Raw genomic sequence first — 16,770 nt, 5'->3', positions numbered from 1 at the left:
CTGTGACTGGCGTTACAATCGATCTCAGTCACAATTCTCAAAATCAGAAGAGTATTGCTAATGAAAAACATCAATCCAACGCAGACCTCAGCCTGGCAGGCACTACAAAAACACTTTGAAGAAATGAAAGACGTTACTATCGCGGATCTTTTCGCGAAAGATAGCGATCGTTTCACTAAGTTTTCCGCGACGTTTGACGATTTGATGCTGGTGGATTTCTCCAAAAACCGCATCACTGAAGAGACGCTGGCTAAACTGCAGGATCTGGCGAAAGAAACCGATTTGGCGGGTGCCATCAAGTCCATGTTCTCCGGTGAGAAAATCAACCGCACTGAAGACCGTGCCGTGCTCCACGTGGCGCTACGCAACCGTAGCAATACGCCTATCATCGTTGACGGCAAAGATGTCATGCCGGAAGTGAATGCTGTGCTGGAGAAGATGAAATCCTTCTCTGAAGCGATCATCTCCGGAAGCTGGAAAGGCTATACCGATAAAGCCATCACTGATGTAGTAAACATCGGTATCGGCGGTTCTGACCTCGGCCCGTTCATGGTGACTGAAGCGCTGCGTCCTTACAAAAATCACCTGAACATGCACTTTGTGTCTAACGTCGATGGTACGCACATTGCCGAAGTGCTGAAGAAAGTGAACCCGGAAACCACGCTGTTCCTGGTCGCTTCCAAAACCTTCACCACCCAGGAAACCATGACCAACGCCCACAGCGCGCGCGACTGGTTCCTGGCGACCGCAGGCGACAACAAGCACGTTGCCAAACACTTCGCAGCGCTCTCCACTAACGGTAAAGCGGTTGGCGAGTTTGGTATTGATACTGCCAATATGTTCGAGTTCTGGGACTGGGTTGGCGGTCGTTACTCCCTGTGGTCTGCAATCGGTCTGTCCATCATCCTGTCCGTAGGCTTCGACAACTTTGTTGAGCTGCTCTCCGGCGCGCATGCGATGGACAAACACTTCTCCACCACTCCGGCTGAGAAAAACCTGCCGGTGCTGCTGGCGCTGATCGGTATCTGGTACAACAACTTCTTCGGTGCCGAAACCGAAGCAATTCTGCCGTATGACCAGTATATGCACCGTTTCGCGGCTTACTTCCAGCAGGGCAACATGGAATCCAACGGTAAATACGTTGACCGTAACGGCAATGCGGTGGATTACCAGACTGGCCCAATCATCTGGGGTGAGCCGGGTACTAACGGCCAGCATGCGTTCTACCAACTGATCCACCAGGGCACCAAAATGGTTCCATGCGATTTCATCGCGCCGGCCATCACCCACAACCCGCTGTCGGATCACCATCCGAAACTGCTGTCTAACTTCTTCGCGCAAACCGAAGCACTGGCATTCGGTAAATCTCGTGAAGTGGTTGAGCAGGAATACCGCGACCAGGGTAAAGATCCGGCAACGTTGGACCACGTTGTGCCGTTCAAAGTGTTCGAAGGTAACCGCCCAACGAACTCCATCCTGCTGCGCGAAATCACGCCGTTCAGCCTGGGTGCGCTGATTGCACTGTACGAACACAAAATCTTCACTCAGGGCGCTATCCTGAACATCTTCACCTTTGACCAGTGGGGCGTTGAGCTGGGCAAACAGCTGGCGAACCGCATTCTGCCAGAGCTGAAAGATGGTTCCGAAGTGAGCAGCCACGACAGTTCTACCAACGGTTTGATTAACCGTTATAAGTCCTGGCGTGCTTGATAGCACACACTTGTAGGCCGGATAAGGCGTTTAGCCGCATCCGGCATTAATGAAATAAAAAGCCGATATTAATATCGGCTTTTTTATAAGAATGCTCCAGGATATCTACGTTCTAACTTCATACCTTAATTGAGCTTAATCCTAAAATAATTTTATTAATGTTATTCAATTTCTGATGTTTTCGGATTTACCGGATATTGCATTTTAATTTTTATATTTTAATTTATTGATTTGATTGTCTTTGTTGTATTTTTTAATCATTTTTCATTTCGTTATCTAATTATCCTAAATTCCCGCGTGGCGTAATTTGCACACTTTGGCTTGTGTATACTCGATCTCGCCCGAAATTCTTTTGGGTAAATCTCCATTCATACAATGAAGGGAATTTGTGATGAAAAAAGTTCTGTATGGCCTGTGGGCTATATCTGCGCTTGCGGCGACTTCTGTCTATGCCGCCCCCGTTCAGGTGGGTGAGGCAGCAGGGTCGGCTGCCGCGTCGGTTTCGGCAGGAAGTTCCTCCGCAACCAGCGTGAGCACCGTAAGTTCTGCAGTGGGGGTCGCCCTGGCGGCGACCGGTGGCGGCGATGGTTCTAATACCGGAACCACAACCACTACAACCACCAGTACCCAGTAATAAAGGTACGTTTAATTCTAACCACACTTCGGTGTGGTTATTTTGAATTGCCAAAAGTATGTGGGATTTGTAGGCCGGATAAGCGTCGCGCCACCCGGCAATAATGCGGAGAAACGTCGTGAAGCGACCAGCGCTCATAATGGTTTGCCTGTTACTGCAGGCGTGCTCAGCCACCACCGAAGGGCTGGGGCATTCGCTGTGGGATAGCGTGTTTGGTACTCCCGGCGTACAGATGACGGACGATGAAATCCAAAATATGCCCTACGCCAGCCAGTATATGCAGCTAAACGGCGGTCCCCAGTTGTTTGTGGTACTCGCGTTTGCGGAAAACGGACAGCAGAAATGGGTGACTCAGGATCGGGCTATTCTCGTCACGCAGCATGGGCGCATTGTGAAAACACATCTCGGCGGGGACAACCTAATTGAGGTGAATAATCTGGCGGCAGACCCACTCATCAAACCCAATCAGATAGTCGATGGCGCAACGTGGACCCGCACAATGGGCTGGACTGAACATCAGCAGGTACGCTATGCCACTGCGCGATCGGTTTTCAAATGGGATGGCGCAGACACCATCAAGATCGGCAGCGATGACACGCCGGTACGGATCCTCGATGAAGAGATATCGACCGATCAAACGCGCTGGCATAACCGCTACTGGATCGATAGTGAAGGGCAGATTCGCCAGTCGGAACAGTATCTTGGCGCGCATTACTTCCCGGTGAAAACCACGCTGATTAAGGCGGCAAAATCATGATCAAACGAACCGTTATGGCGCTGCTGATGGGCCTGAGCGCAGCGTCTGTTTTTGCTGCGGGCAGCGTTAAGGTCTTTACCTCCGCTAGCGAAGAGCCAAAAACGCTGACCGGGGCCGAACATCTGCTCGACCTGGTTGGACAGCCGCGGTTGAGCAATAGCTGGTGGCCAGGCGCGGTTATCAGCGAAGAGCGGGCAACGACGGAGGCGGAACGTCAGCAGCAGGCATTACTGGCTCGCCTGGCGACGCTGGGCGCTGAAGAAAGCGGTGACGATGCTGCCGCTATCAACACATTACGCCAGCGGATTCAGGCGCTGAAGGTGACCGGCAGGCAGATGATTAATCTTGACCCGGATGTTGTGCGCGTCAGCGAGCGAGGCAACCCGCCGTTGCAGGGCAGTTACACGCTGTGGGTCGGAGCACAGCCAACGCATATCACGCTGTTTGGTCTGCTAAGCCATCCGGGTAAACAACCGTTTATGCCCGGGCGCGATGTTGCCAGTTATCTCGATGGGCAAAGTCGGCTCAGCGGCGCGGATCGTAGCTTCGCCTGGGTTATCTATCCTGACGGGCGCACGCAAAAAGTACCGGTCGCTTACTGGAACCAACGTCACGTTGAGCCGATGCCCGGCAGCATCATTTATGTCGGACTCTCTGATGCTGTCTGGAGCAGCACCCCGGATGAAATTAATGCCGACATTCTTCGCACCCTGACCCAGCGGATACCCGAATAATGAGAAAAACTTACCTGCTCAGCTTACTGGCGCTGGGCGTAAGCGTTGCCTGCCACGGTGAAACCTGGCCCGCGCCCATTGGACCTTCGCAGTCCGATTTTGGCGGCGTGGGGCTGCTGCAAACCCCAACCGCACGCATGGCGCGCGAGGGCGAAATGAGCCTCAATTACCGTGATAACGATCAGTACCGCTACTACTCTGCGTCGGTGCAGCTCTTCCCGTGGCTGGAAACCACGCTGCGCTACACCGATGTGCGTACCAAAAAATACAGTAGCGTGGAGTCGTTTTCTGGCGATCAGACTTACAAGGATAAAGCTTTTGATCTCAAACTGCGGCTGTGGGAAGAGAGCTACTGGATGCCGCAGGTGGCGGTTGGCGCGCGAGATATTGGCGGAACTGGTCTGTTCGATGCGGAGTATATTGTGGCGAATAAAGCCTGGGGGCCGTTTGATTTCTCGCTTGGCCTGGGCTGGGGTTATCTCGGGACCAGTGGCAACGTCAGCAATCCGTTTTGCTCATACAGCGATAAATTCTGCTATCGCGATAACAGTTATAAGCAGGCCGGTTCTATTGACGGCAGCCAGATGTTCCACGGCCCGGCATCGCTGTTTGGCGGCGTCGAGTATCAGACGCCCTGGCAGCCGTTGCGTCTGAAACTGGAGTATGAGGGAAACAATTACCAGCAGGATTTTGCGGGCAAGCTGGATCAGAAGAGCAAGTTTAACGTCGGCGCTATTTATCGCGTCACCGATTGGGCCGACGTTAACCTCAGCTATGAGCGCGGGAACACCTTTATGTTTGGGGTCACGCTGCGGACAAACTTCAACGATCTGCGGCCAAACTATAACGACAACGACCGCCCGAAATATCAGCCACAGCCGCAGGATGCCATCCTGCAACACTCGGTGGTGGCGAATCAGCTAACGCTGCTGAAATATAACGCCGGACTCGCCGATCCTAAAATTCAGGTGCAGGGCGATACGCTGTATGTGACCGGTGAACAGGTGAAATATCGTGATTCGCGCGAAGGGATCGAACGTGCCAACCGGATCGTGATGAACGATCTTCCCGACGGGATCCGCACGATCCGTATTACGGAAAATCGTCTTAACTTGCCGCAGGTGACGACCGAAACGGAGGTTTCCAGCCTCAAGCGTCATCTGGAAGGCGAACCGTTGGGCCATGAAACCCAGCTGGCGCAAAAACGCGTTGAGCCCGTGGTGCCGAAAACGACCGAGCAGGGCTGGTATATCGATAAGTCACGCTTCGATTTCCACATCGATCCGGTGCTTAACCAGTCGGTGGGCGGCCCGGAAAACTTCTATATGTATCAGTTGGGCGTGATGGGAACGGCGGATTGGTGGGTTACCGATCACCTGCTGACCACCGGGAGTTTGTTCGCCAACCTCGCCAATAACTATGACAAATTTAACTACACCAACCCGCCGCAGGATTCGCATTTGCCACGAGTGCGTACCCATGTGCGCGAGTATGTGCAAAACGATGTCTACGTGAATAACCTACAGGCCAACTACTTCCAGTCACTCGGAAACGGGTTCTACGGACAGGTTTACGGTGGCTATCTGGAAACCATGTACGGCGGAGCGGGGGCAGAAGTGCTGTATCGTCCGCTGGACAGCAACTGGGCGTTTGGTGTTGATGCCAACTACGTGAAACAGCGTGACTGGCGTAGCGCGCAGGACATGATGAAATTCACCGACTACAGCGTGAAGACCGGGCATTTGACGGCGTACTGGAATCCGTCATTCGCTCAGGATGTACTGGTGAAAGCCAGCGTGGGTCAGTATCTGGCGGGAGATAAGGGCGGAACGCTGGAAGTGGCGAAGCGCTTTGACAGTGGCGTTGTGGTAGGCGGCTATGCGACCATCACCGACGCCTCGCCGGATGAGTACGGAGAGGGTGATTTTACCAAAGGGGTGTACGTATCCGTGCCGCTGGATCTGTTCTCGTCAGGCCCGACCCGCAGCCGTGCGGCGATTGGCTGGACGCCGTTAACGCGTGATGGCGGCCAGCAGCTTGGACGTAAGTTTGGTCTGTACGACATGACCAGCGACAGAAGTGAGAACTTCCGGTAATCGAGCCGTTTGCCAGCCGAATGGCGCTACGCTTATCCGGCCTACAAACTGCCTGTACTGCAGGCCGGATAAGGCATTTGCGCCGTCAGCAGGCAAGTTACAGGCGACGCAATAATTTTGCCGGGTTTCCTGCATACACGCCTTTCTCGGTGATCGATTTGGTCACCACGCTCCCCGCACCGATGACCGCGCCATCGCAGATGGTGACCGCCAGAATGGTCGCTCCACTGCCGATTGAGACATCGTTGCCAATCGAAATTCTTCCCCAACTGTTGCGGTCGGCGTTGGGTTTTCCTTCGCGAAACATATCGTTGGCGAACATCACGCCATGACCGATAAAACAGCGGGCGCCCAGGGTGACATATTCGCAGATGAAAGTGTGCGACTGAATTTTGCTGTCTGCGCCAATTTGCGTATTACCCTGGATTTCAACAAATGGCCCGACAAAAACGTTGTCACCCAATGTGCAGTTGTAGAGATTTGCGGGTTCATAAATCACCACGTTTTCACCGCAGGTAACGTTGCGTACAGCGGATTGTCTTAGCTGCATACTTCATCCTGTGAAATGTGTCGTGACATTCATCATTCCCCGCTGACCTTTCTTGCACAAAACATAAACAAAAAATGTAGATCTCTGTCACATTTTTGCGTTATACAGGAACCTCGCCACTGAGTAAGAGGTGCTGTTATGACGTCGCTATCTCGTCCGCGCGTGGAGTTTATCTCCACCATCTTACAGACCGTGTTGAATCTGGGACTGCTGAGTCTGGGCCTGATCCTGGTTGTATTCCTCGGGAAAGAAACGCTGCATCTGGCGGATGTGCTGTTCGCGCCGGAACAAACCAGCAAGTATGAGCTGGTGGAAGGGCTGGTGGTTTACTTCCTCTATTTTGAATTTATCGCGCTGATTGTGAAGTACTTTCAGTCGGGGTTTCACTTTCCGTTGCGCTATTTTGTTTATATCGGGATCACCGCGATTGTGCGGTTGATCATTGTCGATCATAAAGCACCGATGGATGTGCTGATCTATTCCGCGGCGATCCTGCTGCTGGTGATCACCTTGTGGCTGTGTAATTCAAAACGGCTGAAGCGAGAGTAAAAGACAACACGCCGCAATCGGGCTGCGGCGTGTTGCAGGTCAGGATTACTGCGCAGACGCAGGCTGGGTTTTCTCTGCGGCGGGTTCCCACAGTTCTTCAAGTTCTTCCAGCGTTTTGCCTTTGGTTTCCGGTACAAACTTCCACATAAACAGCGCCGCCAGAATCCCCATACAACCGTAAATCCAGTAGGAGAAACCGTTGTGGAAATGGGAAACCAGCCACGAATTTTTGTCCATCATCGGGAAGGTCCAGGAGACGAAATAGTTCGCCAGCCATTGTGCGGCCACCGCAATGGCGAGCGCTTTGCCGCGAATCGCATTGGGGAAGATTTCTGCCAGCAGCACCCAGCAAACCGGTCCCCAGGACATGGCGAATGCGGCGACGTAAAACAGCATCGACAGCAGTGCAACCAGCCCGGAAGCCTGGGTATAAAACGCGGTACCGAGGCTGAACATACCAATGGCCATGCCCAGAGCGCCAATAATCTGCAGCGGTTTGCGACCAAATTTATCCACCGTCATGATTGCCAGCACGGTAAAGCTCAGGTTGATCACGCCAACAATGATGGTCTGTAACAGTGCCACATCGGCGCTGGCTCCCAGCGTTTTAAACACCTCTGGGGCGTAGTAGAGTACGACGTTAATACCGACGAATTGCTGGAAGATAGACAGCATTACGCCGATGACGATAACGCCTGCGCCAAACATCAGCAGGCGACCACCGGTTTTACGACCATGGTCCAGAGACTGATTGATCTCCTGCATGGCCTGGGTGGCGAGGGTGCTGCCCATAATTTTGCGCAGAATACCTTCCGCCTGCTCGTGTCTGCCACGCGCCATCAGCCAGCGCGGGCTTTCTGGCACGGTGTACAGCAGCAGTAAAAACAGTAGGGCGGGAATACTTTCGGACGCAAACATATAGCGCCAGCCATCGGTATTCAACCAGTTAGCGTCGCCAGAACGGGCGATAAAATAGTTAACGCAATACACCAACAGTTGACCAAAAATAATGGCGAATTGGTTAAATGACACCAGTTTGCCACGAATATGTGCGGGTGCCAGTTCAGCAATATACATTGGTGAGAGCATTGAGGCTAAACCTACGCCAATACCACCAATGATACGATAAATAACAAATTCGGGAACGTATCCGGCCAAATAAACAGGTACGGAATTATCAGGATTAATCGTCGTAAAGCCTAATTCCGGCCAGGCGGAACCAATACCGGAAATAAAGAACAGCAGAGCCGCGATTTTCAGCGAGTCCCGGCGGCCAAACCGGTTACTGCAATAGCCGCCCAGTGCACCGCCGATGATGCAGCCTATCAACGCACTGGCGACGCAAAAGCCCAACAGCGAGTTGGCGGCGGATTCACTTAAATGTTGTGGCGCGACAAACACGGTATTCAGGGATTCTACCGTTCCGGATATGACCGCAGTGTCGTAGCCGAATAATAGCCCTCCTAACGTTGCCACTAATGTAATCGAAAAAATATAACTGGAATTATATTGAGAGTTCATTCAGACCTGCCTTAGAGGATACAGCTCTTTTGATCAGTGCCGTGATGTTGAATTTAACAGGCAGGGAAGACAATTATCATTTTTTACATTGCAATTACGTTTTGTCTTTTCTGTGATCTTAATTCTGTTTAATTTATCTATATTCAGACAGGAAATAGAATTGCAGTGATGGAGAGCACGAAAGGAAATAATCGTAACAGTGATGCAAAATAACATAAAAAAAGGGCGCTCCGTAGAGCGCCGAATAACAGTCACAGGTTGGGATAACATAAGTTGAGGGTTGCAGTGGCATTGCCCGTTGCCGGGCAGGTACTTCGGTAAAACTTAACCTTTCACACCACCCGCGGTCAGACCGTTGACTAGCCAGCGCTGCGCCAGCAAGAACACCAGAGTGATCGGAATGGCTGAAAGTACAGCCGCGGCGGCAAAGTCGCCCCACAAATAGTTCTGTGGGTTGAGGTACTGCTGCATACCTACCGCAAGGGTATAGCTGTTCACATCACGCAGCAGCAGTGACGCGACCGGTACTTCGGTAATAGCGGCAATGAAAGACAGAATAAACACGACCGCCAGAATCGGAACGGAAAGCGGCAACAGCACCAGGCGGAATGCCTGCCACGGCGTAGCGCCATCCAGCGCGGCCGCTTCTTCCAGTGAGCCGTCGATAGTTTCGAAATAGCCCTTAATCGTCCATACATGCAGCGCAATACCGCCGAGGTAGGCGAAGATCACGCCGCCGTGCGTGTTCAGGCCGATAAACGGAATGTACTGGCCCAGGCGATCAAACAAAGCATACAACGCGACCAGAGACAGCACCGCCGGGAACATCTGGAAAATCAGCATCCCTTTCAGCAGGGTTGCTTTGCCCGGGAAACGCATACGGGCAAAGGCGTAAGCACAGGTAGTGGAAAGCGTCACGATACCGATCGCGGTAATGCTGGCCACTTTCACCGAGTTCCACAGCCATAACAGTACCGGGAACGGCGGTGGCGTCACACGGCCATCCGCGTGTTCAACGCTAAAGCCCAGCGCCAGTTTCCAGTGTTCCCAGGAGATGTTTTCCGGGATCAGGCTGCCGGTGGCAAAGTTACCTTCGCGCAGCGAGATAGCGATAACCATCAGCAGCGGGAACATGATCGCCGCGATAAAAATCAGCAGCCCTAAGTGCGTTGCGAATAAACGTAACTTTTGTGATTTCGGTTGGACCATTGCCATTGTCGTTATCTCCCTTAATCAAACTTCATACGTGTGGCTTTCAGGTTCACAATCGCCAGCGCACCAACCAGCAGGAAGATCAGCGTGGCAATCGCCGCCGCCAGACCGAAGTCCTGACCACCGCCGCCTTCAAAGGCGATACGGTAGGTGTAGCTTACGAGCAGGTCGGTATAACCGGCTGGTGTGGTGGTACCAAGACGGTCCGGACCACCGTTGGTCAACAACTGAATCAGCACGAAGTTGTTAAAGTTAAAGGCGAAGCTGGCGATCATCAGCGGCGTCAGCGGCTTAATCAACAGCGGTAGCGTTATCTTAAAGAAGTTCTGGAACGGACCTGCGCCATCCATCGCCGAGGCTTCATACAGGTCGTCAGGAATCGCTTTCAGCAGACCCATGCACAGGATCATCATGTATGGATAACCGAGCCAGGTGTTGACGATAATAATCATCGAACGCGCGGTGGTTGGGTCGCTGAACCAGGCCGGTTTGATGCCAAACAGCGCGCTCAGCATCATGTTGATTTCACCAAAGCTCTGGTTGAATAAGCCCTTGAAAATCAGAATCGAGATAAACGACGGTACGGCATACGGAAGAATCAGCAGGACGCGGTAAATCGCTTTGCCTTTGAGAGACTCCCACTGTACGAGGCAGGCCAGCACCATGCCCACGGCAACGGTCAAAATAACGGTCAGTACCGAGAAGACCACCGTCCAGACGAAGATGGCGAAGAACGGTTTCTGGATGCCTTCGTCGGTAAACACGCGGGTGAAGTTATCCCAGCCGATGGCAACGGTGTAGCCCGGGCTGAGTTTTTCGCTACCCCAGCTACCGTCAGCGTTAATCGCCTGATAATAACCAATATCGTTGTTGGCGCGGTATTTTACGCCGCTCTGGCTGTTGGTGAGCGTACCGTCTTCAGCGAGCGTATAGAGTGGCTGCGTGCCGGAAAACTGGCGCAGCGAACTCATGGTAACTTTGCTTTCATCCGGCAGGATGGCGGTCAATTGGGTAAGCGCCTGGCGATTCTGCGTGATGATACGCAGCGTTGCACGTTCGCCTGCCGGTAGCGCCTCGGCTTCTTTCAGTTGCAGTTTCTGCTCGCCGCCAAATTTAAAGGCGTCAGAAAGGTAATTCTTGCCGGTTTCACCGTCGGTGAGGGCCAGTTGCCACTCATCACCCGCCGGATATAGGCCAAAGTTGTAGGTTTTCCCAGCCTGGTACGAACGATCCATCAGGACTTCCTGAGCACGTTCAAATGTCAGCTGGTTGGTACTGCTGTAGTTGGTAAAAGCAATGGCGATCGTACAAACCAGCGGAAACAGGACAAACAGCCCCATACCGGCAACGCCCGGGTAAACATAGCGCCAGGCATAGGCTTTACGGTTAGCGAAAATATACAGGCCAGCAGAGCTTAAAATCAGCGTCATGATGGCAAACAGGTACTCCCCCTGAGCGTACATCAAAACAACAAGGTAACCGACCAGCAGACCAAGCAGACCCATCACTGACCATTTCAGCGTGTCGCTTTGCCACCAGTGTTTCTTTTTAATGACATCCATGGGGTTCAATCCTCAACAACAATGAAAACCTGTTGGTCAGCGTGCCTGATGACGCTGCGCTTATCAGGCCTACATACCCTGTAGGCCTGATAAGGCATTTATGCCGCCATCCGGCACGTTCACAACTGCATTACTTGGTGATACGACCCTGTGCGTCCTTCAGTGCGGCATCGACGGTCTGACGGCCGCTGGCTGCGTTGATCACTGCGGTACGAACGGCATACCAGAATGCGGACATCTGTGGGATGTTCGGCATGATTTCGCCTTTCTGGGCGTTATCCATGGTGGCGGCGATACGTGGGTCTTTCGCTAACTGATCCTGGAAGGATTTCAGCGCAACGGCACCCAGCGGTTTGTCCTTGTTCACTTCATCCAGACCTTGATCGGTCAGCAGGTAGTTTTCGAGGAACTCTTTCGCCAGTTCTTTGTTCGGGCTGGCGGCGTTGATACCGGCGCTCAGAACGCCAACAAACGGTTTAGACGCTTTGCCTTTGAAGGTTGGCAGTAGCGTGACGCCGTAGTTGATTTTGCTCTTATCGATGTTGGACCACGCCCACGGACCGTTGATGGTCATCGCGGTATCGCCTTTGTTAAAGGCCGCTTCGGCGATGGAGTAATCGGTATCCGCGTTCATGTGTTTGTTCTTGATCAGATCAACCAGGAAGGTCAGACCCGCTTTCGCGCCAGCGTTATCCACGCCCACGTCTTTCACATCGTACTTACCGTTCTCAAACTTGAACGCGTAACCACCGTCGGCGGCAACCAGCGGCCAGGTGAAGTACGGTTCTTGCAGGTTAAACATCAGCGCGGATTTACCTTTCGCCTTCAGCTCTTTATCCAGTGCAGGAATTTCTTCCCAGGTTTTTGGTGGATTTGGAACGAGGTCTTTGTTGTAAATCAGCGACAGCGCTTCAACCGCGATCGGGTAGGCAATCAGTTTGCCGTTATAGCGTACGGCATCCCAGGTGAACGGATAGAGCTTGTCCTGGAACGCTTTGTCAGGCGTGATTTCAGCCAGCAGGCCAGACTGAGCGTAGCCGCCAAAACGGTCATGCGCCCAGAAGATGATGTCCGGGCCGTCGCCGGTCGCGGCAACCTGCGGGAACTTCTCTTCCAGTTTGTCCGGGTGCTCAATGGTGACTTTGATCCCGGTGTCTTTCTCGAATTTTTTGCCCACTTCAGCGAGGCCGTTATAGCCTTTGTCGCCGTTAATCCAGATAACCAGCTTACCTTCTTCAATCTTGGCGAGAGCCGAGGCGGAAAACATCATCGTCGTTAATGCAGACAATGCGAGGATGCGTGCGCCAGTTTTGATTTTCATAGTTCCCATCCTGTTTGGTGATTTTGCAGAGGTGGCTTAACGGTTACTAGTTTCTTTATACGACAACCTCTTTCCATCCTCCTTACCCCTACGCCCCACCCGCTCTTTATGTGATCTGTGTTACATAAATGTGAGTATTGCGTACTGGCGCACATAAAAACCCACCGATTTTTGCAGGCTGCATCACGAAATTCCTCTGAGGCTGGTGGCCCGGGTCTCAGACGCTGCTCTCTCATCCTCCCGCCTCCTCCCCCATAAAAAAGCCGGGGGGTGGAGGATTCACGCAGTCAAGGGATCGCGCATAGTCAGCCCATCATGAATGTTGCTGTCGATGACAGGTTGTAACGAAGGGAGAAGGGCATGGCGAGCGTACAGCTACGAAATGTAACGAAAGCCTGGGGTGACGTGGTGGTATCGAAAGATATCAATCTCGACATTCACGAAGGGGAATTCGTGGTGTTTGTCGGACCGTCAGGCTGCGGTAAGTCGACCTTGCTGCGTATGATCGCCGGACTTGAAACCATCACCAGTGGTGACCTGTTTATCGGGGAGACCCGGATGAACGACATTCCGCCCGCCGAACGCGGTGTGGGCATGGTCTTTCAGTCCTACGCGTTGTATCCCCATTTGTCTGTCGCGGAGAACATGTCGTTCGGCCTCAAACTGGCCGGGGCGAAAAAAGAGGTGATGAACCAGCGCGTGAATCAGGTTGCGGAAGTTCTGCAACTGGCACACCTGCTGGAGCGTAAACCGAAAGCGCTTTCCGGTGGACAACGTCAGCGTGTGGCGATTGGCCGTACGCTGGTCGCCGAACCGCGCGTATTCCTGCTGGACGAACCACTGTCGAACCTCGACGCCGCTCTGCGCGTGCAGATGCGTATTGAAATCTCCCGCCTGCATAAACGTCTTGGCCGCACGATGATTTACGTCACCCACGATCAGGTCGAAGCGATGACGCTGGCCGACAAAATTGTGGTGCTGGATGCCGGTCGCGTAGCGCAGGTTGGCAAGCCTCTGGAACTGTATCACTACCCGGCTGACCGCTTTGTGGCGGGCTTCATTGGTTCCCCGAAGATGAACTTCCTGCCGGTGAAAGTCACGGCAACGGCCATCGATCAGGTGCAGGTTGAACTGCCCAACCGCCAGCAAATATGGCTCCCGGTAGACAGCCATGCGGTACAGGTTGGCGCCAACATGTCTTTAGGTATCCGCCCGGAACATCTGCTGCCCAGCGATATCGCCGATGTCACCCTCGAAGGTGAAGTGCAGGTGGTCGAGCAGCTTGGTCACGAAACACAAATTCATATCCAGATCCCCGCCATCCGTCAAAACCTGGTTTACCGCCAGAACGACGTGGTGTTGGTAGAAGAGGGTGCCACATTCGCTATCGGCCTGCCGCCAGAGCGTTGCCATCTGTTCCGTGAGGATGGCACTGCATGTCGTCGGTTGCACCAAGAGCCGGGCGTTTAAGGCCCCCATAAAAAAACGAAACGCAAAACCATTCGCAGTTTTAGAAGGTGGCAGCGTTTAAAGAAAAGCAATGATCTCAGGAGATAGAACGATGATTACTCTGCGCAAACTCCCTCTGGCGGTTGCTGTAGCAGCAGGCATTATGTCTGTTCAGGCAATGGCTGTGGATTTCCATGGTTATGCTCGTTCCGGCATTGGCTGGACAGGTAGCGGCGGTGAACAACAATGTTTCCAGGCAACAGGTGCACAAAGTAAATACCGTCTTGGTAACGAATGTGAAACCTATGCGGAAATTAAATTAGGTCAGGAAGTGTGGAAAGAGGGCGATAAGAGCTTCTACTTCGACACTAACGTTGCCTACTCCGTTGCACAGCAAAATGACTGGGAAGGGACTGACCCGGCCTTCCGTGAAGCCAACGTGCAGGGTAAAAACCTGATTGAATGGCTGCCAGGCTCCACTATCTGGGCCGGTAAGCGCTTCTATCAGCGTCATGACGTCCACATGATCGACTTCTACTACTGGGATATTTCAGGTCCTGGTGCTGGTATTGAAAACATCGATCTGGGCTTCGGTAAACTATCTCTGGCAGCAACCCGTTCTCAGGAAGCGGGCGGTTCATACGCGTTCAGCAGCCAGAATATCTATGACCGTACCAAAGACACCGCGAACGATGTATTTGACGTTCGTTTAGCGCAGATGGCTACTAACCCGGATGGTATGTTGGAGCTGGGCGTCGACTACGGTCGTGCTAACACCACCGACGACTACAGCCTGGCAGACGGCGCATCTAAAGACGGTTGGATGTTCACCGCTGAACATACCCAGAGCATGCTGAAGGGCTACAACAAGTTTGTGGTTCAGTACGCGACAGATTCCATGACCACTCAGGGCAAAGGCCTGTCTCAAGGTTCCTACGGCTCATCTAGCATTACTATTGATGGCGTGAACTATGCCAACAATGTTGTGAATAACAACGGTAGCCTGTTCCGCGTGCTTGACCACGGTGCAATTTCCCTTGGCGACAAATGGGACCTGATGTACGTCGGTATGTACCAGAACCTCGATATGGATAACGACCTGGGGACCGAATGGTACACCGTCGGTATTCGCCCGATGTATAAATGGACGCCAATCATGAGCACCCTGCTGGAAGTCGGCTACGACAACGTCAAATCTCAGCAGACCAGCGATCGCAACAGCCAGTACAAAATCACCCTGGCGCAACAATGGCAGGCTGGCGACAGCATCTGGTCTCGTCCGGCAATCCGTGTTTTCGCAACCTATGCAAAATGGGATGAAGAGTGGGGTTACATCAAAAATGGTAACAACGTATCTAAATACGCAGCTGCAACGAACTCTGGTATCAGCACAACCAGCCGTGGCGACAGCGATGAGTGGTCCTTCGGTGCTCAGATGGAAATCTGGTGGTAATTCAGCACTAACCTGACGTAAAGACCGAAAGAGGGGCGCAAGCCCCTCTTGATTACGGTTTAGCGCGCTATTGCCTGGCCACCGCTGAACCCATGCTATCTGAGGTGATAACAATGAAAATGAAGAAAAGTCTCGTTGCCCTTTGTTTATCTGCAGGGTTATTTGCCAGCGCGCCTGGCATCAGCCTGGCCGATGTAAATATTGTTCCGCAGAATACTACCGCGGCCCCAACCATTCCCACTGCGGCGCTGCAACAGTTAACCTGGACGCCCGTTGATCAATCTAAAACTCAGTCCACGCAGCTTGCCAATGCAGGTCAGCGTTTAGATGTTGCTGGTATTACTGGCCCGGTCGCGGCCTATAGCGTACCGGCGAATATTGGCGAGTTGACGCTGACGCTGGCCAGTGAAGTGAACAAACAAACCAGCGTATTTGCGCCAAACGTCTTAATTCTTGACCAAAACATGACGCCATCTGCGTTCTTTCCCAGCAGCTACTTCACCTACCAGGAACCCGGCGTGATGAGTGCCGATCGTCTGGAAGGCGTAATGCGTTTGACGCCAGCGCTGGGCCAGCAAAAACTGTATGTTCTGGTCTTTACCACAGATAAAGATCTCCAGCAGACCACGACCCTGCTCGACCCGGCAAAAGCCTATGCCAAGGGGGTAGGTAACGCTGTTCCTGATATCCCTGACCCGATCGCGCGTCATACCACCGATGGTCTGCTGAAACTGAAAGTCAAAACCAGCTCCTCCTCCAGCGTGCTGGTCGGGCCGCTGTTCGGTTCTTCCGGCCCTGGCCCTGTCACTGTCGGCAATACCGCAGCGCCTGCAGTGACTTATGCGGCTCCGGCGGCAGCCGTTGCCGCTCCAGCGCCGCAGCCGGTGAAGAAAAGCGAGCCAATGCTGAACGACACGGAAAGCTATTTTAATCAGGCGATTAAGGATGCAGTTGCAAAAGGCGATGTTGATAAAGCGCTGAAGCTGCTTGATGAAGCGGAACGTCTGGGATCCAAATCTGCCCGATCCACCTTTATCAGCAGTGTAAAAGGCAAGGGGTAAACATCTCCCCACATTGTTGATTTTGCAACAACTGGTGCGTCTCCTGGCGCACCTTTTTTTATCCTTCGGTGCGAATTGTTACACTTATGTTGCCCTACCGATCACTTAATCGTGTTTGCTCACCCCGTAATGCCTTTTCTGCGATACAATGCCTTTAGGTT

14 protein-coding genes are annotated in these 16,770 nt (G+C 52.8%); 9 read left to right on the top strand and 5 right to left on the bottom strand.

The annotated features are described in order from the left end of the window. Positions 1-60 precede the first annotated feature (60 nt). From pgi to OGX96_RS00550, 5 genes are all read left to right on the top strand, one after another. A complete protein-coding gene (gene pgi / locus OGX96_RS00570) occupies positions 61-1,710 on the top strand; it encodes a glucose-6-phosphate isomerase (protein WP_103285897.1) in 1,650 nt (549 codons plus the stop codon). Between the two features lie 391 nt (positions 1,711-2,101). Then, the gene (gene yjbE / locus OGX96_RS00565) at positions 2,102-2,344 is read left to right on the top strand and encodes an exopolysaccharide production protein YjbE (protein ID WP_003826562.1); all 243 of its coding nucleotides are present in this window, start codon (positions 2,102-2,104) and stop codon (positions 2,342-2,344) included. Between the two features lie 118 nt (positions 2,345-2,462). Next, the gene (locus OGX96_RS00560) at positions 2,463-3,101 is read left to right on the top strand and encodes a YjbF family lipoprotein (protein WP_286581988.1); all 639 of its coding nucleotides are present in this window, start codon (positions 2,463-2,465) and stop codon (positions 3,099-3,101) included. Continuing rightward, positions 3,098-3,835, top strand: coding sequence for a capsule biosynthesis GfcC family protein (locus OGX96_RS00555; protein WP_286581986.1), 738 nt, complete (start codon positions 3,098-3,100; stop codon positions 3,833-3,835). Before OGX96_RS00560 ends, OGX96_RS00555 begins: the two co-directional genes overlap by 4 nt. Beyond that, positions 3,835-5,931: a YjbH domain-containing protein gene (locus tag OGX96_RS00550; RefSeq protein ID WP_153686841.1), complete on the top strand. Its 2,097-nt coding sequence runs from the start codon at positions 3,835-3,837 to the stop codon at positions 5,929-5,931. The genes OGX96_RS00555 and OGX96_RS00550 overlap by 1 nt, the downstream gene beginning before the upstream one ends. 97 nt (positions 5,932-6,028) lie before the next feature. On the opposite strand, the gene OGX96_RS00545 is transcribed toward OGX96_RS00550, so the two are convergent. Beyond that, positions 6,029-6,481, bottom strand: coding sequence for an acyltransferase (locus OGX96_RS00545; protein WP_008786912.1), 453 nt, complete (start codon positions 6,479-6,481; stop codon positions 6,029-6,031). Between the two features lie 138 nt (positions 6,482-6,619). Here OGX96_RS00545 and psiE point away from each other — a divergent pair, with 138 nt between their 5' ends. Further along, a complete protein-coding gene (gene psiE / locus OGX96_RS00540) occupies positions 6,620-7,030 on the top strand; it encodes a phosphate-starvation-inducible protein PsiE (protein ID WP_003031674.1) in 411 nt (136 codons plus the stop codon). 45 nt (positions 7,031-7,075) lie between these two features. On the opposite strand, the gene xylE is transcribed toward psiE, so the two are convergent. The 4 genes from xylE to malE all read right to left on the bottom strand — a co-directional run bounded on the left by xylE (position 7,076) and on the right by malE (position 12,646). After that, positions 7,076-8,551 (bottom strand): D-xylose transporter XylE, encoded by a 1,476-nt coding sequence (gene xylE, locus OGX96_RS00535; protein ID WP_286581984.1) that lies wholly within the window; start codon positions 8,549-8,551, stop codon positions 7,076-7,078. A gap of 324 nt (positions 8,552-8,875) precedes the next feature. Next, positions 8,876-9,766, bottom strand: coding sequence for a maltose ABC transporter permease MalG (malG, locus tag OGX96_RS00530; protein WP_003826575.1), 891 nt, complete (start codon positions 9,764-9,766; stop codon positions 8,876-8,878). Positions 9,767-9,780: 14 nt separating this feature from the next. Next, entirely contained in the window at positions 9,781-11,325 is a 1,545-nt protein-coding gene (gene malF / locus OGX96_RS00525) for a maltose ABC transporter permease MalF (RefSeq protein ID WP_100271648.1), read from the bottom strand. Positions 11,326-11,455: 130 nt separating this feature from the next. Beyond that, on the bottom strand, positions 11,456-12,646 hold the full coding sequence (malE, locus tag OGX96_RS00520) for a maltose/maltodextrin ABC transporter substrate-binding protein MalE (RefSeq protein ID WP_286581981.1): 1,191 nt from the start codon (positions 12,644-12,646) through the stop codon (positions 11,456-11,458). A 360-nt stretch (positions 12,647-13,006) separates the two neighbouring features. Between malE and malK the strand changes: the two genes are divergently transcribed. From malK to malM, 3 genes are all read left to right on the top strand, one after another. Further along, the gene (gene malK / locus OGX96_RS00515) at positions 13,007-14,116 is read left to right on the top strand and encodes a maltose/maltodextrin ABC transporter ATP-binding protein MalK (RefSeq protein ID WP_048215134.1); all 1,110 of its coding nucleotides are present in this window, start codon (positions 13,007-13,009) and stop codon (positions 14,114-14,116) included. 91 nt (positions 14,117-14,207) lie between these two features. Next, the gene (locus OGX96_RS00510) at positions 14,208-15,548 is read left to right on the top strand and encodes a maltoporin (protein WP_048215133.1); all 1,341 of its coding nucleotides are present in this window, start codon (positions 14,208-14,210) and stop codon (positions 15,546-15,548) included. A gap of 113 nt (positions 15,549-15,661) precedes the next feature. Continuing rightward, positions 15,662-16,609 (top strand): maltose operon protein MalM, encoded by a 948-nt coding sequence (gene malM / locus OGX96_RS00505; RefSeq protein ID WP_220394532.1) that lies wholly within the window; start codon positions 15,662-15,664, stop codon positions 16,607-16,609. The last annotated feature ends 161 nt before the right edge of the window (positions 16,610-16,770 follow it).

The organism is Citrobacter sp. Cpo100 (genome assembly GCF_030332595.1).
Taxonomy (GTDB): Bacteria; Pseudomonadota; Gammaproteobacteria; order Enterobacterales; family Enterobacteriaceae; genus Citrobacter; species Citrobacter portucalensis.
Note: the sequence above shows the minus strand (reverse complement) of the source record. Positions and strands in the feature narration are given on the sequence as shown.

Coding starts and splice junctions, on each gene's coding strand:
- xylE (WP_286581984.1), bottom strand. CDS start 8,551: ATGAACTCTCAATATAATTCCAGTTATATTTTTTCGATTACATTAGTG.
- psiE (WP_003031674.1), top strand. CDS start 6,620: ATGACGTCGCTATCTCGTCCGCGCGTGGAGTTTATCTCCACCATCTTA.
- OGX96_RS00555 (WP_286581986.1), top strand. CDS start 3,098: ATGATCAAACGAACCGTTATGGCGCTGCTGATGGGCCTGAGCGCAGCG.
- malE (WP_286581981.1), bottom strand. CDS start 12,646: ATGAAAATCAAAACTGGCGCACGCATCCTCGCATTGTCTGCATTAACG.
- OGX96_RS00510 (WP_048215133.1), top strand. CDS start 14,208: ATGATTACTCTGCGCAAACTCCCTCTGGCGGTTGCTGTAGCAGCAGGC.
- pgi (WP_103285897.1), top strand. CDS start 61: ATGAAAAACATCAATCCAACGCAGACCTCAGCCTGGCAGGCACTACAA.
- malK (WP_048215134.1), top strand. CDS start 13,007: ATGGCGAGCGTACAGCTACGAAATGTAACGAAAGCCTGGGGTGACGTG.
- malG (WP_003826575.1), bottom strand. CDS start 9,766: ATGGCAATGGTCCAACCGAAATCACAAAAGTTACGTTTATTCGCAACG.
- OGX96_RS00550 (WP_153686841.1), top strand. CDS start 3,835: ATGAGAAAAACTTACCTGCTCAGCTTACTGGCGCTGGGCGTAAGCGTT.
- OGX96_RS00545 (WP_008786912.1), bottom strand. CDS start 6,481: ATGCAGCTAAGACAATCCGCTGTACGCAACGTTACCTGCGGTGAAAAC.
- malM (WP_220394532.1), top strand. CDS start 15,662: ATGAAAATGAAGAAAAGTCTCGTTGCCCTTTGTTTATCTGCAGGGTTA.
- yjbE (WP_003826562.1), top strand. CDS start 2,102: ATGAAAAAAGTTCTGTATGGCCTGTGGGCTATATCTGCGCTTGCGGCG.
- malF (WP_100271648.1), bottom strand. CDS start 11,325: ATGGATGTCATTAAAAAGAAACACTGGTGGCAAAGCGACACGCTGAAA.